The organism is Streptomyces sp. NPDC005574 (genome assembly GCF_040605435.1).
In the GTDB taxonomy this organism is placed as follows: Bacteria; Actinomycetota; Actinomycetes; order Streptomycetales; family Streptomycetaceae; genus Streptomyces.
The window spans coordinates 68,262-86,198 of sequence record NZ_JBEXCW010000030.1 but is presented as its reverse complement, the minus strand read 5'-3'; the positions used below and the strand labels follow the sequence as shown (position 1 = coordinate 86,198).

Genomic DNA, 17,937 nt, shown 5'->3' with positions numbered 1-17,937 from the left:
CGTGACAGACCGCAGCAACCGCATGGACCTCGAACCGGACACCGTCGAGCGCGACCTGGTCAAGCTCGTCCTGACCGTGGTGGAGCTGCTGCGCCAGCTCATGGAGCGGCAGGCGGTGCGCCGGTTCGACACGGGCGACCTCAGCGAGGAGCAGGAGGAGCGCATCGGGCTCACCCTCATGCTGCTGGACGACCGGATGACGGAGCTGCGGGAGCGCTACGGCCTGCGGCCCGAGGACCTCAATCTGGACCTCGGGCCGCTGGGGCCGCTGCTTCCCCGGGAGTGAGTAGTCCCGCGCCTCATCACCACCTGTACCAGCGGCCCCTGCCTCCGGATCCGCTCGTGCCGCGGACCAGGAATCCCAGCAACCACACGACGAGGACCGCCAGGGCGATCCACCAGAGCAGCTTCACCGCGAACCCGGCGCCGAAGAGGATCAGCACCAGCAGCAGTACGAGCAGAAGTGGAATCATGATCTGAACCTCCTGCTCTCCGGGTTTCCCGAACACAGCCGTTCAGGCGTCCTTGCGGCAGAGAATCTCCCCGTGCAGGACGCTGAACCAGCCGTCCTCGCGCGCCCCCCACTCGCGCCACGCCTCCGCAGCCGCCCGCAGGCCGGCCGCGGTCGCGTGGCCGCCCGAGGTGGCCCGTCCGGCGTACGCCGACGCCACCGTGCGGTCCGCCCACAGGCCGCTCCACCAGGCCCGCTCCTCGGCGGTGGCGAAGGTCCAGGTGGTGGAGGTGGCCGTGATGTCCGTGAACCCCGCGCGCATCGCCCAGGACTTCAGCCGGCGTCCGGCGTCCGGCTCGCCGCCGTTGGCGCGGGCCACCCGCTGGTAGAGGTCCAGCCAGTCGTCCATCCCCGGTGAGCGGGGATACCAGGTCATCGCCGCGTAGTCCGCGTCCCGCACCGCGACGAACCCGCCCGGCTTCGTGACCCGGTGCATCTCGCGCAGCGCCCGCACCGGATCGCCGACGTGCTGGAGCACCTGGTGGGCGTGCACCACGCAGAAGGTGTCGTCGGGATGTTCGAGCGCGTGCACGTCGGCGACCGCGAAGTCGGTGTTCGTCAGTCCGCGGCCGGCGGCCTCGGCGCGGGCCCGCTCCAGGACGTCGGGCGCGTGGTCGACGCCGGTGACGTGCCCGTCCGGGACCAGCTCCGCCAGGTCGGCCGTGATCGTCCCCGGGCCGCAGCCGATGTCCAGGACGCGCATGTGCGGTTTGAGCGAACCGAGCAGGTAGGCCGCGGAGTTGGCGGCGGTGCGCCAGGTGTGGGAGCGCAGCACGGACTCGTGGTGCCCGTGCGTGTAGACGGCCGTCTCCCGCGGTGTCGGCGACGGCGTCCCCTGCGAATGCGGCATGACCGGTTCCCCTCTCGACGTACCGGCTCGCGGGACCTCGCGGTCCCTCCGGCGATACGGATCACGCTACGCCCGCATGTCGCATAATGAGATACGTATATTGCATAGTGGACTGACGGAACGTCAGATGTGGCGGGTCCGACGTGGCGGGCACCGAAAAGTGCTTGTCGGCCGGGGCCGCCGACCGCAGACTGACTCCTTATGGGACATCTGGAAGCCGCGCACCTCGAGTACCACCTTCCCGACGGGAGGGCGCTGCTCGGCGATGTGTCGTTCCGGGTGGGCGAAGGGGCCGTGGTGGCCCTCGTCGGTCCCAACGGCGCCGGCAAGACGACCCTGCTCCGGCTGATCTCCGGCGAGCTGAAACCGCACGGCGGCACCGTCACCGTCAGCGGCGGCCTGGGCGTGATGCGCCAGTTCGTGGGGTCCGTCCGGGACGAGACCACCGTCCGCGACCTGCTGGTGTCGGTCGCTCCGCCCCGCATCCGCGAGGCCGCGCGGGCCGTGGACAAGGCCGAGCACGCCATGATGACCGTCGACGACGAAGCGGCCCAGCTGACGTACGCACAGGCGCTCTCCGACTGGGCCGAGGCCCGCGGCTACGAGGCCGAGACGCTGTGGGACATGTGCACCACCGCCGCGCTCGGCGTCCCCTACGACAAGGCGCAGTGGCGCCAGGTACGCACCCTGTCCGGCGGCGAGCAGAAACGGCTGGTCCTGGAGGCCCTGCTGCGCGGCACGGACGAGGTGCTGCTGCTCGACGAGCCGGACAACTACCTCGACGTCCCCGGCAAGCGCTGGCTGGAGGAGCGGCTGAAGGAGACCCGCAAGACGGTCCTGTTCGTCTCCCACGACCGCGAACTCCTCGCCCGCGCCGCCCAGAAGATCGTCTCCGTCGAGCCCTCGCCCGCGGGCGCCGACGCCTGGGTGCACGGCGGCGGCTTCGACACCTACCACGACGCCCGGCGGGAACGCTTCGCCCGCTTCGAGGAACTGCGCAGGCGCTGGGACGAGAAGCACGCCCAGCTGAAGAAGCTGGTCCTCAGCCTCCGGCAGGCCGCCTCCATCAGCCACGAGCTGGCCTCCCGCTACCAGGCCGCCCAGACCCGGCTGCGCAAGTTCGAGGAGGCCGGACCGCCGCCGGAACCGCCGCGCGAGCAGGACATCAGGATGCGCCTGAAGGGCGGCCGCACCGGAGTGCGGGCCGTCACCTGCGAGCAGCTCGAACTCACCGGCCTGATGAAACCGTTCGACCTGGAGGTCTTCTACGGCGAGCGGGTCGCCGTCCTCGGCTCCAACGGCTCCGGCAAGTCGCACTTCCTGCGGCTGCTCGCCGGCGACGAGGTCGCGCACACCGGCGAGTGGAAGCTCGGCGCGCGCGTGGTGCCCGGACACTTCGCCCAGACGCACGCCCACCCCGAGCTGACCGGCCGCGCCCTCCTGGACATCCTGTGGCAGGAGCACTCCCAGGACCGGGGCGCCGCCATGTCCCGGCTGCGCCGCTACGAGCTCACCCAGCAGGCCGAGCAGAGCTTCGAGCGGCTCTCCGGCGGCCAGCAGGCCCGCTTCCAGATCCTGCTCCTCGAGCTGGAGGGTGTCACGGCCCTGCTGCTCGACGAGCCGACCGACAACCTCGACCTGGAGTCCGCCGAGGCACTCCAGGAGGGCCTGGAGGCGTTCGACGGCACGGTCCTCGCGGTGACCCACGACCGCTGGTTCGCGCGCTCCTTCGACCGCTACCTGGTCTTCGGCAGCGACGGCCGGCTCAGGGAGACACCCGAGCCGGTCTGGGACGAACGCCGGGTCGAGCGCGCCCGCTGACCGGCCCCGGGCCGCTTCCCGTCGCGCGCGGCCGGGATGTTCGTAGAGTGGATGCGGAAGGCGGAACGCAGCCGGCCCTCCCGGAAGCCGTCCGGGGAGGCCGCCGACGGCTGGGTACCCGCACCGCATGAACGCACATGACGAGCGGGACACCACCATGACCGGAGTCGACGCCAGCCGGCTGGACGACCAGCAGCTCATCAAGGAACTGGAGACCATCCACCGCACCCGCCACGACACGCTGCTGCACGGGTCGAGCGGCGCGCTGCGCGCCCACAACGACCGCATGGCGCAGCTGGAGGGCGAGTACCTGCGACGCAACCCGGAGCGCCCGGTCGCCGCCGGCCGTACCCGCGAGGGCGCCCGGGAACGCGGAAGCGGGGAGTCGGCGACTCCCCGCTCCTGAACCGCGCCGGCACCGGCGGCCGGCCCGCCGCCGGTCAGCGGGCGCCGGCCTCCTGGGCGAACACGTCGAGGAACGCCTCGCCGAACGCCTTCAGATCGTCCGGCTTGCGGCTGGTGACCAGCTTGTTCGGACCGTGGTCGCAGATCTTGACCTGCTCGTCGACCCAGGTCCCGCCGGCGTTGCGGATGTCGGTCCGCAGACTGGGCCACGAGGTCAGCACCCGGCCGCGTACGACGTCCGCCTCGACCAGCGTCCACGGGGCGTGGCAGATCGCGGCGACGGGCCGGCCCTGACCGAAGAAGTCCGCCACGAACGCCACGGCCTTCTCGTCCGAGCGCAGGAAGTCCGGATTGGCGACTCCGCCCGGCAGGACCAGCCCGTCGAAGGAGTCGGCGGAGGTCTCACCCACCACCTCGTCCACGCGGAACGTGTCCGCCTTGTCGAGATGGTTGAACGCCTGGATCTCACCGGGCTCCGTCGACACCAGCACGGGCTCGTGACCGGCGTCCTTCACCGCCTGCCACGGCTCGGTCAGTTCGACCTGCTCGACACCCTCGGGTGCGGTCAGAAAAGCGATACGCATGGTGTGAACGTCCTTTCTCGTACAGCGTGTTCACGACGCTCGTGGTCACGGGTCGGGAGCTGCCGCGCGGTCCCGCGGCCGACGGCCACCGCGCGGGTGCGGGTACCGGTGGTCGCGGTCGGCCGGTCCCGGCTCACAGGCCGCTCCTGAGATCCGGCGCCGGCAGGTCGTCCGCCGCGGCGCCGCTGTCCGGATCGGCACGGCTGATCTCCGCGAGCACCGAACCCGGGTCACCGGCCTCGGCCAGATCGCCGAGGCTCACCATCCCGACCGGCAGGCCGTCCTCGACCACCGGCAGCCGGCGCACCGCGTGGGCGCGCATCAGGGCCACCGCGGCCGACAGGGGATCGTCGGGAGCGACCACCACGGGATCGGGCGTGCACATGGAGCGAACGCTCACGGTCTGCGGGTCGATGCCCTCGGCGACCGCCCGCACCGTGATGTCCCGGTCGGTGAGCACACCGACGACGCGCTGCCCGTCGGCGACCACGACGTCGCCGATGTCCTGCGTGCGCATCAGCTGCGCCGCCTCCACCAGGGAGGCGTCCGGGCGTACGGCGACCACGCCCGCGGTCATCACGTCCTTCACGAACTCGGCGGTCATCGCGGGGCCTCCATGTCGTCGGACGTGTGCCTCGTCTTCTCGGGCCGGACGCCGTCGCGCCGGGCACCGGGCCGGTCACTGCCTGGCCGCATGACACCCTCCAGTTCCTCGGTGGCCACCGCGTACCCGAGGAGGCGACGCCGACACGGGGTCCGTCCGCCGTCCGGCGGAACCGGCCGACACCGGCGGCACGGGGCTGTTTGTCCCGGAGGGCCCGGGGAAGGCGCACGTGAGGTGCTTCGGACCGGAGGCACGCCAGAAGGAGTCATCCGCCCGCCGCACGGCCAGGTCCGTCCGGCAGGGCACCGGCGCACGACGCGCCCCGCGGTGACCGCCCCACCCACAGCACTCCCAGGGAGTTGCGACGCCCCATGGCGACCCGAGCCGGCGCACAGCGCCACCCGCACGACGACGCCCCCGACACCGCGCAGGACTTCCGCACCCTGGCCGCCCTCCCCGCGGGACCACAGCGCGACACCCTGCGCGCCCGCATCATCGAGGCATGGCTGCCCATGGCCGACCGGCTCGCGGGCCGGTTCCGCAACCGCGGCGAGAGCGGCGACGACCTGCGGCAGGTCGCGGCCCTCGGGCTGGTCAAGGCCGTCGACCGGTACGACCCCGAGCTGGGCAACGCGTTCGAGAGCTACGCCGTCCCCACCATCACCGGGGAGATCAAGCGGCACTTCCGCGACCACATGTGGACCCTGCACGTACCGCGCCGGGTCCAGGACCTGCGCAACCGCGTACGGCGCGCCCGCCAGGAACTCTCCCAGACCATTCAGGGACGCGAGCCGACCGTCGCCGAGATCGCCGGGCACGCCCGGATGAGCGAGGACGACGTCCGCGCCGGCCTTGAGGCACTGGAGAGCTTCAGCGCGCTGTCGCTGGACGCGGAACTGCCCGGCGCCGAGGACGGCTACTCGCTGAGCGACGCGCTCGGGGCGGCCGACCCCGAGCTGGACACGGTGGTGGACCGCGCGGCGGTCGCACCGCGCCTGGCGGCCCTGCCCGAGCGGGAACGGGCCATCCTGTACATGCGGTTCTTCGCGGACATGACGCAGAGCCGGATCGCCGAGGAACTCGGTATCTCGCAGATGCACGTCTCCCGGCTGATCAGCCGCTGCTGCGGCCGGGTCCGGGAACAGGTCATGCGAGACACGGGCACGCGGCCCTGAGCGAGCGGCGGGCGGCGAGACCGGCCCGCGGGGCGGTGGGCCGGGTGCCGCGACTGCGGGGCAACAGGGCTGGTGACGGGGGTCGTTGAGGCGACGGGCCGCGGGCACTGGGCCCGGGCCGCGGAGCGGTGGCGGCCGCCGTGGGGGCGCCAGGCCGCGGGGCGGTGCTCCTACGACGGCATGGCCGCGTGGGCCGTGGAGATGTGCGGAGTGTCCGCGGGCCGGGGCGCCGGATCGCGGGGTCACCAGGGCACGCGGGGTCCGGCAGGGCGCGCGGGCGCCGGGGTTCGGCCGGGCGCCCCGGATGCCTGACGAGGTGCGAGGTGCGAGGTGCGGAGTGCGTGAGGCCGCGGGGCCGGTGAGGCTCCGTAGGGTCACCCACTCGGCCGGTCGCTTCCCGCGAATGGGGTCCGGCCGCGCGCGACCCGGCGCCGGGCGGGCTGTGATGGCCGCAGGGGCACGAACGCCGTGTCCCGCAGCCGTCGGCCGAAGGAGCCCACCCCATGCGCCGCACCGTCCGTGCCCTGTCCGTCGCAGCCCTGGCCAGTGTCGTCCTGGGCTTCGCCGCCTCGGCCGCCCTCGCGGACCCGGCCGCGGAGGTCGGTCCGAGCAGCGTCTCACCCGGCGGCAGCGTCACCGTCTCGGTCTCCTGCGACGCCACGGCCTCCGGCGCGCCCGCCGCCATCGACGCCACCTCGCAGGCCTTCGAGCACGGCACCGTCCAGCTCCAGCAGGTTCCCGGCGGCGACAGCCAGGCGTCCGCGCTCGCCTACAGCGGCACCGCCCGCATCTCGCCCACCATGAGCCGCGACGGCGACGCCGACGCGGTCGGCCGGGACGCGCCGTGGACCGTCGACGGCACCTGCCCGGCCGCCACCGGCGGCAAGGGCAAGCAGTGGAGCGCCGGTTTCGACGTGCCCCGCGACGGGGCCGACCAGTGCGCGGAGACGGCACCCGGCCCCTGTGACACGGGGAAACCCTGCACCGGCGCGACCGCCCACTCCTGCGACCCCGGCACCGATGAGCGGTGCGCCGAGAAGTCCGGCGAGGACTGCGAGGCCGCGGTGGTCCAGCGCGGGGTGCGGGCCGGCGAGGGCGGGTCCCTCACCGGCTCCGTCCCCGCCCTCGTCGCCGGTGGCCTGCTGATCGCGGGCGGACTCGGCGCCGCCGCCCACCGCCTCCGCCGCCGCGACTCCGGACCGGTCCGCTGAACCCGGCCGCCGGCCCGGCCGACCACGACGCCGGCCCCGTGCGGACCGGCCCGTTGCGGACTGGCCCAGCCCGGTCAGGTCCGGCCCGGTTGGCCGAGCCCGTCCCCGGCACCGGCACCGGTGTGACCGGCACAACGCCGACCGGCGCCCATCGGGTCCCGTGCGGCTGGGTACTCGGTCCCCGAGGACCCGCCTGACCCGTACGAACCCACGCCACCGGCGGCCACGGCCACACGCACGGCTCGCGCGCGGGGGACGGACAACAGCACAGCCCGCACCGGTCTCATCCCCGAAGCCGCACCGGAGGTACGGATGCCGCGGACCGCCCCCCAGGGACACGGCCCCGTCCGCTACGGCCCGCCGCTCCCCGAGGACGGGCTGCCCGTACTCCCCGAACTGGCCGCCGTACTGGCCGAGTCCGCGTCCCGCCCGCAGAGCGAACCCGTCGGCGGGGGCGCCGCCCTGCTGGCCGCCGCGTGCGGCTACTGGGACCGGCGCGGTCTGCCCACCGGACCCGACCGCGTGGTGGCCGCCCCGGGCGCCCACTCCCTGCTGCTCGCGCTGACCGCCGCGCTCGGCGGCGACGTGCTGGTGCCCCGGCCCTGCGCGGCCTGGTGGGCGCCGTACGCCCGCCTGTTGGGGCGGCCGGTCTTCCACGTGGCGACGCCCCCCGAGTCCGGTGGGGTGCCGGACGCGTACGCCCTGCTGGAGACCGTCCGGCGCATCAGGACCGAGGGCGGCGACCCGCGGCTGCTCGTGCTGTCCCTCGGTGACGATCCGACCGCCACCGTGGCGCCGCCCGAGGCGCTGCACGCCGCCGTCGAGGCCGCGGCCGCCGAGGGGCTGTACCTGGTCAGCGACGAGACCTGGCGCGACACCCTGCACACCCCGCACGACACCGTGCTGCTGGGCCCCGCCGAGATGCTTCCCGACCGCGTCACCGTCGTCACCGACCTGGCCGGTGCGCTGCTGCCGCCGGGCTGGCCGGCCGCCGCCGCCCGTTTCCCCCCGGACGCGGGCGGGGCCGCCCTGCGCGCCCAGGTCCTCGACGTGCTCACCGCGCTCGGTGCGCGGGTCGCCGCCCCGGTCGCCGCGGCGGCGGCGTACGCCCTGGCGGAGCCCAAGCCGGTCACCGCACGCGTGGCCGCCACGGTCCGCCTGCACGCGCCGCTGGCGGCCGCCGTGCACCGGGTGGTCGTCACCGCGGGCGCGGTGGCCCGGCCGCCCCGGGCCGGCCGCCACCTCTACGCCGACCTCGGCCCGCTGCGGGGCGCCCTCGCCGCACACGGCGTCGGTGACGCGCAGGAGTTGGAGGACTTCCTCACCGCCCGGCTCGGCATGCCCGCGCCCGGCGGACACCGCTTCGGCGACGAACTCGGCGCCCTGCGTGTGCGGCTGTCCACCGGGCCCCTGCTCGGCGGCACGGACGAGGAACGAGCGGAATGCCTCAGGGCCCCCGCGCCGTTGGAACTGCCACACGTGCAACGCGCGTTGATCCGACTGGAATCGGTCTTCGACGATCTCCGCGACGACGCCCAGCGATGGGAGCCTCCTCGATGACGCAGCAGTCCGAGTCGACCACCACGAGCGCGACGAGTTCAGCCGCGGACACCACCACCACCGCCGGCACCGCGACGACGGCCGACACGGCCGCCGAGACCGCCGTCTCCAGGACGACTACGGCCGGTTCGCCCACCATCGGCATCCCCACCACCAAAACGCCGTCCACCGGCACCGCCGCCACCAGTACGCCGTCGACCAGAACGCCGGCCACCGCCCCGGTCCCGCACGGCGCGGGCCGTCTGCGGCAGGTTCCGCCCGCCGTGCCGCCGCTCGCCGAGCCCCGGCCGCTGGGGGAGCGGCGCGTGTGGCCGCGTACCTTCCACGACCGCCTCACCGCCCCGCTGCCCGGCCTCAAGGCCATGGCCCGCTTCGCCCGCGAGGGCGCCGTCCGCCCGGGACGGGAGGGCCTCGCCGACATCCCCCGGCTGCCCTTCGCGCCGAGCCCGCTGCCCCGGGTCGACGCCGACACGGTCGCCGTCTCCTGGGCGGGACACGCCAGTTGGGTGATACGGATCGGCGGGCTGACGGTCCTGACCGACCCGGTGTGGTCCCGTCGCATCCTCGGCACCCCGGCCCGTATCACCCCCGTCGGTATCCCCTGGAGCGCCTTGCCGCCCGTCGACGCGGTCGTCATCAGCCACAACCACTACGACCACCTGGACGCCCCCACCCTGCGCCGACTCCCGCGCGACACACCGGTGTTCGTGCCGGCCGGGCTCGCCCGCTGGTTCCGCCGCCGCCAGTTCACCGCCGTCACCGAACTCGACTGGTGGGAGGGCGCCGAACTGGGCGGTGTCCGCTTCGACTTCGTGCCCGCCCACCACTGGTCCAAGCGCAGCCTCACCGACACCTGCCGCACCCTGTGGGGCGGCTGGGTCCTCACCGCGCCCGACGGGCAGCGCGTCCACTTCGCCGGCGACACCGGGTACGGCCACTGGTTCGCCCAGATCGGGCAGCGCTACCCGGGCATCGACCTCGCGCTGCTGCCCATCGGGGCGTACGACCCGCGCTGGTGGCTCAGCGACGTCCACTGCGACCCGGAGGAGGCCGTGCGGGCCGCCCAGGATCTCGGCGCCCGCCGGATGGCCCCCATGCACTGGGCCACGTTCGTGCTGTCCGCCGAGCCCGTCCTCGAACCGCTCACCCGGGTGCGGGCGGCCTGGGAGAAGGCGGGCCTCGCCTCCGAGGACCTGTGGGACCTCCCGGTGGGCGGCTCACGGATCCTGCCCAGCGACGCGTCGTAGACCGGCCGTCCCCGTCCGCTCCCGCGGTCCGTCCGCTCCCGCGGTCCGTCCGGGCGCCGCGGTGGGGCTACGCCCTGCCCCAGGTCGCGGCGGTCCGGCGGAGGCGCCGCCACAGGCTCGGCGCCGCGCTCACCGCCACCGTCAGCAGGATCGCCGCGAGCACGCCCTCCCAGGGCTCGTCGAACAGGGAGCCGCCCAGGATCCCGATCAGCTGGTACGTCACCGCCCAGGCCAGACAGGCCGGCAGATTCCCGCGGGCGAAACGGCGCAGCGGCCACTTAGCCATCAGACAGGCCAGCATCACCGGGATGCGACCCGCCGGCACCAGCCGCGACAGCACGAGGACCGCCACCCCATGGTCGGCGAGCTTCTCCTGGGCCTGGGCGAGGCGGTCCTCCGGGGCGCGCCGGCGTATCGCCTCCAGCCAGCGCGACCCGTTCTTCGACCGCATCCCGCGCCGCCCCAGCCAGTACAGCGTGCCGTCGCCGAGGAACGCGGCCAGCGAGGCCGTCACGAAGATGAGGCCGAGGTCCACGGGCGACGTCCGGTGGAAGGCCACCACGGACGCCGTGCTCACGAGCGCTCCCGTCGGTACCACCGGCACCAGGGCCCCGATCAGCACCAGCAGGAACAGTGAGGGATAGCCGAGCGCCTGCTGCGTGTACTCGGGAGTGACCGACGCCGGCGCGGAGGCGAACCAGTTCACCGCGCGACCGCCGGGCGTACGCTCTCGCCGTGCCCGAGCCGGTGCACGTCCACCCCGGGCGCGCGCTCCGCCGCGAGCCGCACGAACTCCTCGCCCGGCGCGTGGAACTCGTGCGGGCGCACGGCGTCCATCCCGATCGGCCAGTACGTGCCGTAGTGCACCGGCACCGCGCTGCGCGGCGCCAGCCGGGCCAGCGCCTGCGCCGCGCGCCCCGCGTCCAGGTGCTCCTCGCCGAGATGCGGACCCCACCCGCCGACCGGCAGCAGCGCCACGTCGACCGGGCCGACCTCCGCCGCCATCGAGTCGAACAGACCGGTGTCCCCGGCGAAGTAGGTGCTGGCCTCGCCCTCCACGACGTAGCCGAGGGCGGGGGAGCGGTGGGGGCCGAGCGGCAGCCGCCGCCCGTCGTGCCGGGCGGACACCGCCCGGACGGTCAGCGGTCCGACGGTGGTCTCCTCGCCCGGAGCCAGCTCGCCGATCCGCAGATGCGTGAGCCGGCGCAGCCCCGGCACGGCCCTGGGCGCGCCCCGGGGCACGAGCACCCGGGTGCCCGGCGCGAGCCCCGCCAGCGAGGGAACGTGCAGGTGGTCGGCGTGCAGATGGGACACGAGCACCACGTCCGCCCGGCGCGCGCCGGGCGGCGGCAGCGCTCCGCGCCGTCGCCGCAGATGGGCGAGACGGCGGGCGAACAGGGGGTCGGTGAGCACACGGACGCCCGAGTCCTCGACCGTGCAGGTGGCGTGCCCCCACCAGGTGATCTCCACCGGCACCTCTTTGCCTCCTTCGCGCGACTCCCCGAAGCCTACGGGCAGGAGTATGGTCGGCGGCGAAACCCGGAGGTGAGGGGGACGCCATGGGACCGGTTCGCGTCACGGCGATCGCGAGTCTGACGCCGCTGGAGGAACTGGACGCCGATCCCTTCCTGGTGGACTCCCGCAGCCAGCACGCCATGTGCGCCCGCTGGGCGGCCGAGCGCGGCTACGTCGTCGGCCGGGAACTGCTGGTGCGGGGGCTGCGCCCCGACCACTGCGTGCTCTGGGACGGCGTCCGGCCCGGCCTCGACCTCTTCGTGGCGCCCAGCCGCCGGGTGCTGGAGAGCGCGCTGTCCTCCGTGGAGGAGTTCACCGCGGAGTGCGCCCGCCGGGGCGTGGGCGTCGAGACGGTGGGTCACGCCGAACCGTCCTACGACGCCCAGATGAAGGCCCGGGTGCACCGCAGACTGTCGATGCCGACCGCGGGCTACGACGGACGGTAGGCCGCCCCCGGCCCCCTCCCGCCGGGGAACGCCTCTCGGGCCGCCCCGGGATCGCGCCGCGCGTTGTGACAGGGTGAGGGCAGGCGCGCCCGCCTCGACGACGGGCGGGGAGAGGTGGGCGGGGCGTGCGGGGCGTGCGGTGGCGGCGGATCGCCAGTCAGATCGGGCGGAGCGTCACGGTGTGGGCCGCGTCGACGGTCACCATGCTCCTGCTCGCCGGGATCCTGCCGGACTTCCGCATCCAGTCGCCGGACGGCGACAGCGCCACCCGGATCGCGGTCACCGCGGCGTTCGGCGCCGGCGCCTTCGGTCTGCTGTCGGCGCTGGTCTGGCCGCTGCTCGTCCGGCTCCTGCTGCTGGTGCCCGCCCTCGTGCTCGGGCTCCTGGTGTTCGTGCTCAACGGCTCGCTGCTGCTGATCGCCCTGCGCATCAACCCCTCGGGACGCGGCGAGGTGGCCCCGGAGACCGCCGTCGTCGTCGCCGCCGTGATGTCGGCCGTCGCCTCCGCCACGGGTGCCGCCCTCGCCGTGCGCGACGACGACGCGTACCGCCGCAGGCTCTACCGCCTCGCCGACCGGCGCCGCGGCGCCGGCCCGGCCCGTCCCACCACCTACGGCACGGTCTTCCTCCAGCTCGACGGCGTCGGCCACGACATCCTGCTCGCGGCGGCCGCCAAGGGCCTGATGCCGACCGTGGCCGGCTGGCTCGGCGACCGGCCCACCCACCGGCTCACCCCCTGGCGCACCGACTGGTCCAGTCAGACCGGCGCCAGCCAGCTCGGCATCCTGCACGGCAGCAACCACGACGTCCCCGCCTTCCGCTGGTACGAGAAGGAGCGGGGCGAGATCATGGTCTGCAACCGCCCCACCAGCGCCGCCGAACTCCAGCACCGCGCCGTGCGGCGGACCGGCCAGGGCGGGCTGCTCGCCGTCGACGGAGCCAGCCGCGGCAACCTGTTCAGCGGCGGCGCCGAGGAGCAGGCCCTCGTGCTGTCGATCGCCACCCTGCGGCGCGGCCCCGAGAACCGCTCCCGGTCCGGCTACTTCGCCTACTTCTCCGACCCGGCCAACGCCGTACGCACCGTCATGTCCTTCGTCGCCGAGGTGGGCCGCGAGATGGGCCAGTCCACCCGCGGCCGCATCGAGCGGAACCGCCCGCGGGTGGCGCGCGCCGGCCTCTACCCCTTCGTCCGCGCCTTCGCGACGGTCGTCGAACGGGACGTCGTGGTCGCCGCCGTGATGGGCGACATGTTGGCCGGACGCACCGCCGTCTACGCCGACCTCGTGGCCTACGACGAGGTCGCCCACCACTCCGGACCGCGCAGCCGCGACGCCGAGAAGGTCCTCGCACGTCTGGACCGCTCACTCGCGCTGATAGCCAACGTCGCCGAGCACGCCCCCCGTCCGTACCGGATCGTCGTGCTCTCCGACCACGGCCAGAGCCCCGGCGAGACCTTCCGCGCCCGCTACGGACTCGGCCTCGGCGAGCTCGTCCGGGCCGGCTGCGGTCTTCCCGTGCCGCGCAAGGCGCGGCGCACGCACAGCGGGGCCGAGGCCCGTGCGGCCGTCCGTGCCGCGCTGCGCCGGCCCGTTGAGGAGGGCCGTGCGCACCACCGGCCCGCGCACCCCCACTCCGAACCGCTGGTGCTCGCCTCCGGCAACCTCGGCCTGATCTCCTTCCCGGACGTGCCGCACCGGATGAGCAGGGAGGAGATCGACGCCCGCCACCCGGCGCTGCTGACGACCCTCGCCAACCATCCCGGCGTCGGCTTCCTCCTCGTGCGCAGCGAGGAGCACGGCGGACTGGTGCTCGGCGCGCACGGCGTGGCCGTCCCGGTCGGCGAACTCGACGACGAACACCCCGGCCCGCTGGCCGACTTCGGCCCCGGCGCCGCCGACGCGGTCCGCCGCACCCACTCCTTCCCGCACACCGCGGACATCATGGTCAACTCCTGGTACGACCCGGCCGAGGGCGAGGTGCTCGCCTTCGAGGAGCAGATCGGCTCGCACGGCGGGCTCGGCGGCGCGCAGGCCAAACCGTTCCTGCTGTCGCCGCTCGACTGCTCGGCGCCCGTCGGGGAGACGGAGGAACTCATCGGCGCGGAACAGGTCCACCACGTGCTGCGCCGCTGGCTGGACGAGGCGAACGGGCCCCAGGTGCCGCTCCCCGCCGAGGAGGAACGCGCGGCCTGAGCGCGCCCGAGCGGCCATCGCACCGCCGCGGGACCGTCCCGGAGTTCGCGCCGACGTCCGGGCCGCCGTCCACCGCAGGGCGAGGGGTCTTCCGGGTGCGGTGCGCCGGAGTGTGATCGGATGGGGTGGGCAACCCGTCACCGGGACCACTCGTGAAAGGAATGACCGTGGCTACCACGCGTACCGCACACACCGTCTGGGAAGGCAACCTGCTCGAGGGCAACGGTGTCGTCACCTTCGACTCCTCCGGCATCGCTCAGCAGCCGGTCACGTGGGCCTCGCGCGCCCAGGACGCGAACGGCAGGACCAGCCCCGAGGAGCTGATCGCCGCCGCCCACTCCAGCTGCTTCTCCATGGCCCTCTCGCACGCCCTGGCCGGCGCCGGCACCCCGCCCACCCGGCTGGAGACCAACGCCGACGTCACCTTCCAGCCCGGCGAGGGCATCACCGGCATCCACCTCACCGTGCGCGGCGAGGTGCCCGGCCTGGACGCCGACGGCTTCGCCTCGGCCGCCGAGGACGCCAAGAAGAACTGCCCGGTCAGCCAGGCCCTCACCGGCACGACGATCACCCTGACCGCCGAACTCGCCTGACGTTCCGGTCCTCGCGCGGCCCGCCGGTCCGGGGCAGCCGCGCGAGGCCGGGGGCGCGACCTCCGTCCCCCGTAGGGGAGTCGAGCGGATCGCCGAACCGCCCGCCCGCTCAGGGCTTGCGGGCGACTCCCGCGTACACCGGCACGATGCCCTCCGCCTGGGCCGCGACGTCCTCGGGCCCCGGACGCCACCCGGACACCGGGATCACGCCCGGCCCCAGCAGCTCCAGACCGTCGAAGAAACGGGCGAACCCGGCCAGCGGACGCGGGTGGAACGGGGTCCCGCCGCGGCGGAAGTGCTCCGCGGCCCGCCCGACCGCCTCGGGACTGAGGTCCGGGGTGACCTGCGACAGGATCAGGTGACTGCCCGGGGCGAGCGCGGCGACGTACCGCTCCAGCAGGCCGTACACGTCGTCGCCGGCCGGCTCGTCGTCCAGGTAGTGGGTCAGCGCGACCAGCGACAGGGCGACGGGCCGGGTGAAGTCCAGGAACTCGCCGGCCCTGCCCAGGATGGTGCCGGGGTCACGGACGTCGGCGTGCACGTACGCCGTCAGCCCCTCGGCGGAGCCGTGCAGCAGCGCCTCGGCGTGCCGCAGGACGATCGGGTCGTTGTCCGCGTACACCACCTTCGCGTCCGGGGCGACGTCCTGGGCCACCTGGTGCAGGTTGGGCTCCGTGGGGATGCCCGTGCCGATGTCCAGGAACTGGCGCGTCCCGGCCTCGGCGACGGTGCGCACGGCCCGGTGCATGAAGCGGCGGTTGGCGCGCGCCCCGCGCACGGCGGTGGGGTCCGAGGCCAGGATGCGGCGGGCCAGCTCCTCGTCCACCGGGTAGTTGTCCTTGCCGCCCAGCCACCAGTCGTACACCCGGGCCGGATGCGGCCGGCTCGTGTCGACGCGCGGGGGCGTGGGCTGTAAGCCGGTCATGCGGTGTGTCTCCTCGGGCTTCGGGAACGGGAGCGGTGGTGCCGGTTCAGAAGTCCTCGCGGCGCTCGCGCAGGAGCTCCTTCGTACGGTCCGCCGACGCGGCCTGCGCCGACACGTGGTCGAGGACCTCCAGGTGCGCCGCGACCTCCCTGCGGGAGTCCAGGTACAGCGCCCCGGTCAGGTACTCGGTGAACACCATGTCGGGCAGTTCCGGCTCGCCGAAGCGGAACAGCGAGAACGGCGCGTACGTCCCCGGGTGCGGCCCGTCGCGGAACTCCGCGACCTGGAGGGTGACCCGGTCGCGTTCGGCGAACTCCAGCAGCTTGTCCAACTGCTCGCGCATCACCTCGCCGTGGATGCTCACCGGGCGCCGGAGCACGGTCTCGTCCATGATCACCCACAGGTGGGGCGGGTCGCCGCCCTCCAGCAGCCGCTGCCGGGCCAGACGCAGCGACACATGCCGCTCGATGGCGTCCTCACCGGACTGCCCGATGGTCCCGGCCCGCATGACGGCGCGCGCGTACGCCTCGGTCTGGAGCAGCCCGGGGACGAAGTGCGGCTCGTAGGACCGGATGATCCGGGCGGCCCCCTCCAGGCTCACGTACATGCTGAACCACTCCGGCAGCACGTCGTGGAACCGCTGCCACCAGCCCGGCTCGTTGGCCTCCTCGGCCAGGGCGACGAAGGCCGCCGTCTCCTCGTCGGCGACGCCGTACGTCTCCAGCAGGACCTGCACGTAGGGGATCTTCAGCGCGACCTCGGCCATCTCCATGCGCCGTACGGTCGTCGCGGCCACCCGCAGCACACGGGCGGCCTCCTCACGCTTGAGGCCGGCCGCCTCCCGCAGCTCCTGCAGGCGCCTGCCGAGTACCACCTGTCCCACGGTGGGCGCGGGCCGCCGCTCACTCACGCCACGCCTCCCCATACACGCCGAAGTACGCGAGCAGTGTGACATGCCGTGCCGCCGGTCTCACAGGGGCGGCGGTGAGGAAAGCGCCGGACGGGGCCGCCCGGGTCACGACAGCGCCGAGCGAAGGTACTTGGCGGTGGCCGGGTCGGCCGGGAGGAAGGTCTCGATGGCCAGTTCGGCGACCGTCACGTCCATGGGGGTGTTGAAGGTGGAGATGGAGGAGACGAAGGACAGCGTCCGCCCCTCGTGCTCGATCCGCATCGGCAGCGCGAAGTACGCTGCCGAGCCGTCCGGTTCCTCCGGGTCCGGGGCCGCCGGCACCGGGTAGGCGGCGACCTCCTCGTACAACTCCCGCAGCGGGCGCGAGCGGTGCAGGGCGATCTGCCGTTCCATCTGGGCGAGCAGATGGCCGCGCCACTCGTGCAGGTTGCGGATGCGCGGCGCGAGTCCCTCGGGGTGCAGGGTGAGCCGCATCGCGTTCAGCGGTGGCGTCAGGAGCGACTCCGGCACGCCGTCGAGGAGCATCGTGATCCCCCGGTTCGCGGCCATCACCCGGTAGGTGGCGTCGACCACCAGCGCCGGATACGGCTCGTAGCCCCGGATCAGCCGTTCCATGCCCTCGCGCAGCGCGTCGAGCGCCGGGTCCTCCAGCGGGGTCTCGGGGTAGTGCGGGGCGTAACCGGCCGCCAGCAGCAGCGCGTTGCGCTCCCGGACCGGGACGTCCAGGTGCTCGGCCAGCCGCAGCACCATCTCCGCACTCGGCCGGGAGCGGCCCGTCTCGACGAAGCTGATGTGCCGGGCCGAGGAGTCGGCACGCAGGGCCAGCTCCAGCTGGCTGACCCGCCGCCGCTCCCGCCAGGCCCGCAGCAGCGGGCCGACGCCCGGGTTCGCGGAGGCGCTGGCGGTGGCGGCGGTACCGGACGCGGCAGTGGTCATGTGCCCGACCGTAGCCGAGCGCGGCGCCCGGCCGGCGGTACGCCGGTGACCAGGGCCGCGGCGGCCCGGTTGTGGCAGGCTGAAGGAGCACCCGGCACCCCGGAAGGAGCGCGGCCATGCCCGTCGAACCGCTGTCGCAGAAGGAGATCGAGGACCGGCTCGCGGAACTGCCGGGCTGGTCGCTCGAAGGCGACCGCCTGTCCCGTTCCTACCGGCTCGGCTCCCACTTCGCGGCCACCGCGATGGTCATCCACATCGCCCAGGTGCAGGAGGAGCTGAACCACCACTCCGACCTCACCCTCGGCTACGACACCGTGTCCCTGTCCGTGCACACCCACAGCGCGGGCGGCGCCGTCACCGAACTGGACGTCGAGTTGGCCCGCAGGGTGGCGGCGCTCGCCCCGGGACACGGGGCGGCCTGAGCGGAGTCCGGGAACCCCGGCCGGCCCCGC

General features: G+C 74.2%; 20 protein-coding genes. 11 read left to right on the top strand and 9 right to left on the bottom strand.

All coding sequences use genetic code 11. From position 1 onward, the window contains the following. Nucleotide 1 precedes the first annotated feature (1 nt). Complete coding sequence (locus tag ABZT03_RS20945) at nt 2-286, top strand: gas vesicle protein K (protein ID WP_356041408.1); 285 nt, start codon at nt 2-4, stop codon at nt 284-286. Nucleotides 287-302: 16 nt separating this feature from the next. Here the strand turns inward: ABZT03_RS20945 and ABZT03_RS20940 are convergent, their stop codons facing one another. Both ABZT03_RS20940 and ABZT03_RS20935 read right to left on the bottom strand, forming a co-directional pair. Further along, nucleotides 303-473, bottom strand: coding sequence for a hydrophobic protein (locus ABZT03_RS20940; protein WP_356041407.1), 171 nt, complete (start codon nt 471-473; stop codon nt 303-305). Between the two features lie 42 nt (nt 474-515). Then, entirely contained in the window at nt 516-1,361 is an 846-nt protein-coding gene (locus ABZT03_RS20935; protein ID WP_356041406.1) for a class I SAM-dependent methyltransferase, read from the bottom strand. 201 nt (nt 1,362-1,562) lie between these two features. Here ABZT03_RS20935 and ABZT03_RS20930 point away from each other — a divergent pair, with 201 nt between their 5' ends. Together ABZT03_RS20930 and ABZT03_RS20925 are read left to right on the top strand one after the other, a co-directional pair. Continuing rightward, complete coding sequence (locus ABZT03_RS20930; RefSeq protein ID WP_356041405.1) at nt 1,563-3,182, top strand: ATP-binding cassette domain-containing protein; 1,620 nt, start codon at nt 1,563-1,565, stop codon at nt 3,180-3,182. Between the two features lie 127 nt (nt 3,183-3,309). Next, nucleotides 3,310-3,588: a DUF6158 family protein gene (locus tag ABZT03_RS20925; RefSeq protein ID WP_356041403.1), complete on the top strand. Its 279-nt coding sequence runs from the start codon at nt 3,310-3,312 to the stop codon at nt 3,586-3,588. A gap of 34 nt (nt 3,589-3,622) precedes the next feature. Here ABZT03_RS20925 and ABZT03_RS20920 read toward each other — a convergent pair whose 3' ends face one another. Together ABZT03_RS20920 and ABZT03_RS20915 are read right to left on the bottom strand one after the other, a co-directional pair. Continuing rightward, nucleotides 3,623-4,171, bottom strand: coding sequence for a type 1 glutamine amidotransferase domain-containing protein (locus ABZT03_RS20920; RefSeq protein WP_356041401.1), 549 nt, complete (start codon nt 4,169-4,171; stop codon nt 3,623-3,625). Between the two features lie 133 nt (nt 4,172-4,304). Beyond that, nucleotides 4,305-4,775: a CBS domain-containing protein gene (locus ABZT03_RS20915; RefSeq protein WP_356041399.1), complete on the bottom strand. Its 471-nt coding sequence runs from the start codon at nt 4,773-4,775 to the stop codon at nt 4,305-4,307. A 371-nt stretch (nt 4,776-5,146) separates the two neighbouring features. Here ABZT03_RS20915 and ABZT03_RS20910 point away from each other — a divergent pair, with 371 nt between their 5' ends. From ABZT03_RS20910 to ABZT03_RS20895, 4 genes are all read left to right on the top strand, one after another. Further along, complete coding sequence (locus tag ABZT03_RS20910; protein WP_356041397.1) at nt 5,147-5,950, top strand: RNA polymerase sigma factor SigF; 804 nt, start codon at nt 5,147-5,149, stop codon at nt 5,948-5,950. Between the two features lie 503 nt (nt 5,951-6,453). Further along, nucleotides 6,454-7,161: a hypothetical protein gene (locus ABZT03_RS20905; RefSeq protein WP_356041395.1), complete on the top strand. Its 708-nt coding sequence runs from the start codon at nt 6,454-6,456 to the stop codon at nt 7,159-7,161. A gap of 312 nt (nt 7,162-7,473) precedes the next feature. Beyond that, on the top strand, nt 7,474-8,721 hold the full coding sequence (locus tag ABZT03_RS20900; RefSeq protein WP_356041393.1) for an aminotransferase class I/II-fold pyridoxal phosphate-dependent enzyme: 1,248 nt from the start codon (nt 7,474-7,476) through the stop codon (nt 8,719-8,721). Beyond that, nucleotides 8,718-9,968, top strand: a complete 1,251-nt coding sequence (locus ABZT03_RS20895) for an MBL fold metallo-hydrolase (RefSeq protein WP_356041392.1) — start codon at nt 8,718-8,720, stop codon at nt 9,966-9,968. The genes ABZT03_RS20900 and ABZT03_RS20895 overlap by 4 nt, the downstream gene beginning before the upstream one ends. A gap of 67 nt (nt 9,969-10,035) precedes the next feature. On the opposite strand, the gene ABZT03_RS20890 is transcribed toward ABZT03_RS20895, so the two are convergent. Together ABZT03_RS20890 and ABZT03_RS20885 are read right to left on the bottom strand one after the other, a co-directional pair. Beyond that, complete coding sequence (locus ABZT03_RS20890) at nt 10,036-10,674, bottom strand: DedA family protein (RefSeq protein WP_356041390.1); 639 nt, start codon at nt 10,672-10,674, stop codon at nt 10,036-10,038. Beyond that, complete coding sequence (locus ABZT03_RS20885) at nt 10,671-11,444, bottom strand: MBL fold metallo-hydrolase (RefSeq protein ID WP_356041389.1); 774 nt, start codon at nt 11,442-11,444, stop codon at nt 10,671-10,673. Before ABZT03_RS20885 ends, ABZT03_RS20890 begins: the two co-directional genes overlap by 4 nt. An 83-nt stretch (nt 11,445-11,527) precedes the next feature. On the opposite strand from ABZT03_RS20885, the gene ABZT03_RS20880 reads away from it, so the two are divergent. The 3 genes from ABZT03_RS20880 to ABZT03_RS20870 all read left to right on the top strand — a co-directional run bounded on the left by ABZT03_RS20880 (nt 11,528) and on the right by ABZT03_RS20870 (nt 14,714). Continuing rightward, a complete protein-coding gene (locus ABZT03_RS20880; protein WP_356041387.1) occupies nt 11,528-11,929 on the top strand; it encodes a hypothetical protein in 402 nt (133 codons plus the stop codon). Nucleotides 11,930-12,054: 125 nt separating this feature from the next. Beyond that, nucleotides 12,055-14,121 (top strand): phage holin family protein, encoded by a 2,067-nt coding sequence (locus ABZT03_RS20875; RefSeq protein WP_356041385.1) that lies wholly within the window; start codon nt 12,055-12,057, stop codon nt 14,119-14,121. Nucleotides 14,122-14,288: 167 nt separating this feature from the next. Then, entirely contained in the window at nt 14,289-14,714 is a 426-nt protein-coding gene (locus ABZT03_RS20870) for an OsmC family protein (protein WP_356041383.1), read from the top strand. Nucleotides 14,715-14,823: 109 nt separating this feature from the next. Here ABZT03_RS20870 and ABZT03_RS20865 read toward each other — a convergent pair whose 3' ends face one another. The 3 genes from ABZT03_RS20865 to ABZT03_RS20855 all read right to left on the bottom strand — a co-directional run bounded on the left by ABZT03_RS20865 (nt 14,824) and on the right by ABZT03_RS20855 (nt 17,485). Beyond that, on the bottom strand, nt 14,824-15,639 hold the full coding sequence (locus ABZT03_RS20865) for an SAM-dependent methyltransferase (protein WP_356041381.1): 816 nt from the start codon (nt 15,637-15,639) through the stop codon (nt 14,824-14,826). 46 nt (nt 15,640-15,685) lie between these two features. Further along, on the bottom strand, nt 15,686-16,549 hold the full coding sequence (locus ABZT03_RS20860; protein ID WP_356041380.1) for a helix-turn-helix transcriptional regulator: 864 nt from the start codon (nt 16,547-16,549) through the stop codon (nt 15,686-15,688). A gap of 105 nt (nt 16,550-16,654) precedes the next feature. After that, nucleotides 16,655-17,485: a helix-turn-helix transcriptional regulator gene (locus tag ABZT03_RS20855; RefSeq protein WP_356041379.1), complete on the bottom strand. Its 831-nt coding sequence runs from the start codon at nt 17,483-17,485 to the stop codon at nt 16,655-16,657. A 116-nt stretch (nt 17,486-17,601) separates the two neighbouring features. Here ABZT03_RS20855 and ABZT03_RS20850 point away from each other — a divergent pair, with 116 nt between their 5' ends. Beyond that, nucleotides 17,602-17,907, top strand: a complete 306-nt coding sequence (locus ABZT03_RS20850; RefSeq protein WP_356041377.1) for a 4a-hydroxytetrahydrobiopterin dehydratase — start codon at nt 17,602-17,604, stop codon at nt 17,905-17,907. Nucleotides 17,908-17,937 lie beyond the last annotated feature (30 nt).

What these genes read in the sequence shown, in the direction of transcription:
- ABZT03_RS20935 (WP_356041406.1), bottom strand. Translation starts at nt 1,361, where the DNA reads ATGCCGCATTCGCAGGGGACGCCGTCGCCGACACCGCGGGAGACGGCC.
- ABZT03_RS20915 (WP_356041399.1), bottom strand. Translation starts at nt 4,775, where the DNA reads ATGACCGCCGAGTTCGTGAAGGACGTGATGACCGCGGGCGTGGTCGCC.
- ABZT03_RS20855 (WP_356041379.1), bottom strand. Translation starts at nt 17,485, where the DNA reads ATGACCACTGCCGCGTCCGGTACCGCCGCCACCGCCAGCGCCTCCGCG.
- ABZT03_RS20925 (WP_356041403.1), top strand. Translation starts at nt 3,310, where the DNA reads ATGAACGCACATGACGAGCGGGACACCACCATGACCGGAGTCGACGCC.
- ABZT03_RS20850 (WP_356041377.1), top strand. Translation starts at nt 17,602, where the DNA reads ATGCCCGTCGAACCGCTGTCGCAGAAGGAGATCGAGGACCGGCTCGCG.
- ABZT03_RS20920 (WP_356041401.1), bottom strand. Translation starts at nt 4,171, where the DNA reads ATGCGTATCGCTTTTCTGACCGCACCCGAGGGTGTCGAGCAGGTCGAA.
- ABZT03_RS20910 (WP_356041397.1), top strand. Translation starts at nt 5,147, where the DNA reads ATGGCGACCCGAGCCGGCGCACAGCGCCACCCGCACGACGACGCCCCC.
- ABZT03_RS20865 (WP_356041381.1), bottom strand. Translation starts at nt 15,639, where the DNA reads ATGACCGGCTTACAGCCCACGCCCCCGCGCGTCGACACGAGCCGGCCG.
- ABZT03_RS20930 (WP_356041405.1), top strand. Translation starts at nt 1,563, where the DNA reads ATGGGACATCTGGAAGCCGCGCACCTCGAGTACCACCTTCCCGACGGG.
- ABZT03_RS20895 (WP_356041392.1), top strand. Translation starts at nt 8,718, where the DNA reads ATGACGCAGCAGTCCGAGTCGACCACCACGAGCGCGACGAGTTCAGCC.
- ABZT03_RS20905 (WP_356041395.1), top strand. Translation starts at nt 6,454, where the DNA reads ATGCGCCGCACCGTCCGTGCCCTGTCCGTCGCAGCCCTGGCCAGTGTC.
- ABZT03_RS20900 (WP_356041393.1), top strand. Translation starts at nt 7,474, where the DNA reads ATGCCGCGGACCGCCCCCCAGGGACACGGCCCCGTCCGCTACGGCCCG.
- ABZT03_RS20940 (WP_356041407.1), bottom strand. Translation starts at nt 473, where the DNA reads ATGATTCCACTTCTGCTCGTACTGCTGCTGGTGCTGATCCTCTTCGGC.
- ABZT03_RS20880 (WP_356041387.1), top strand. Translation starts at nt 11,528, where the DNA reads ATGGGACCGGTTCGCGTCACGGCGATCGCGAGTCTGACGCCGCTGGAG.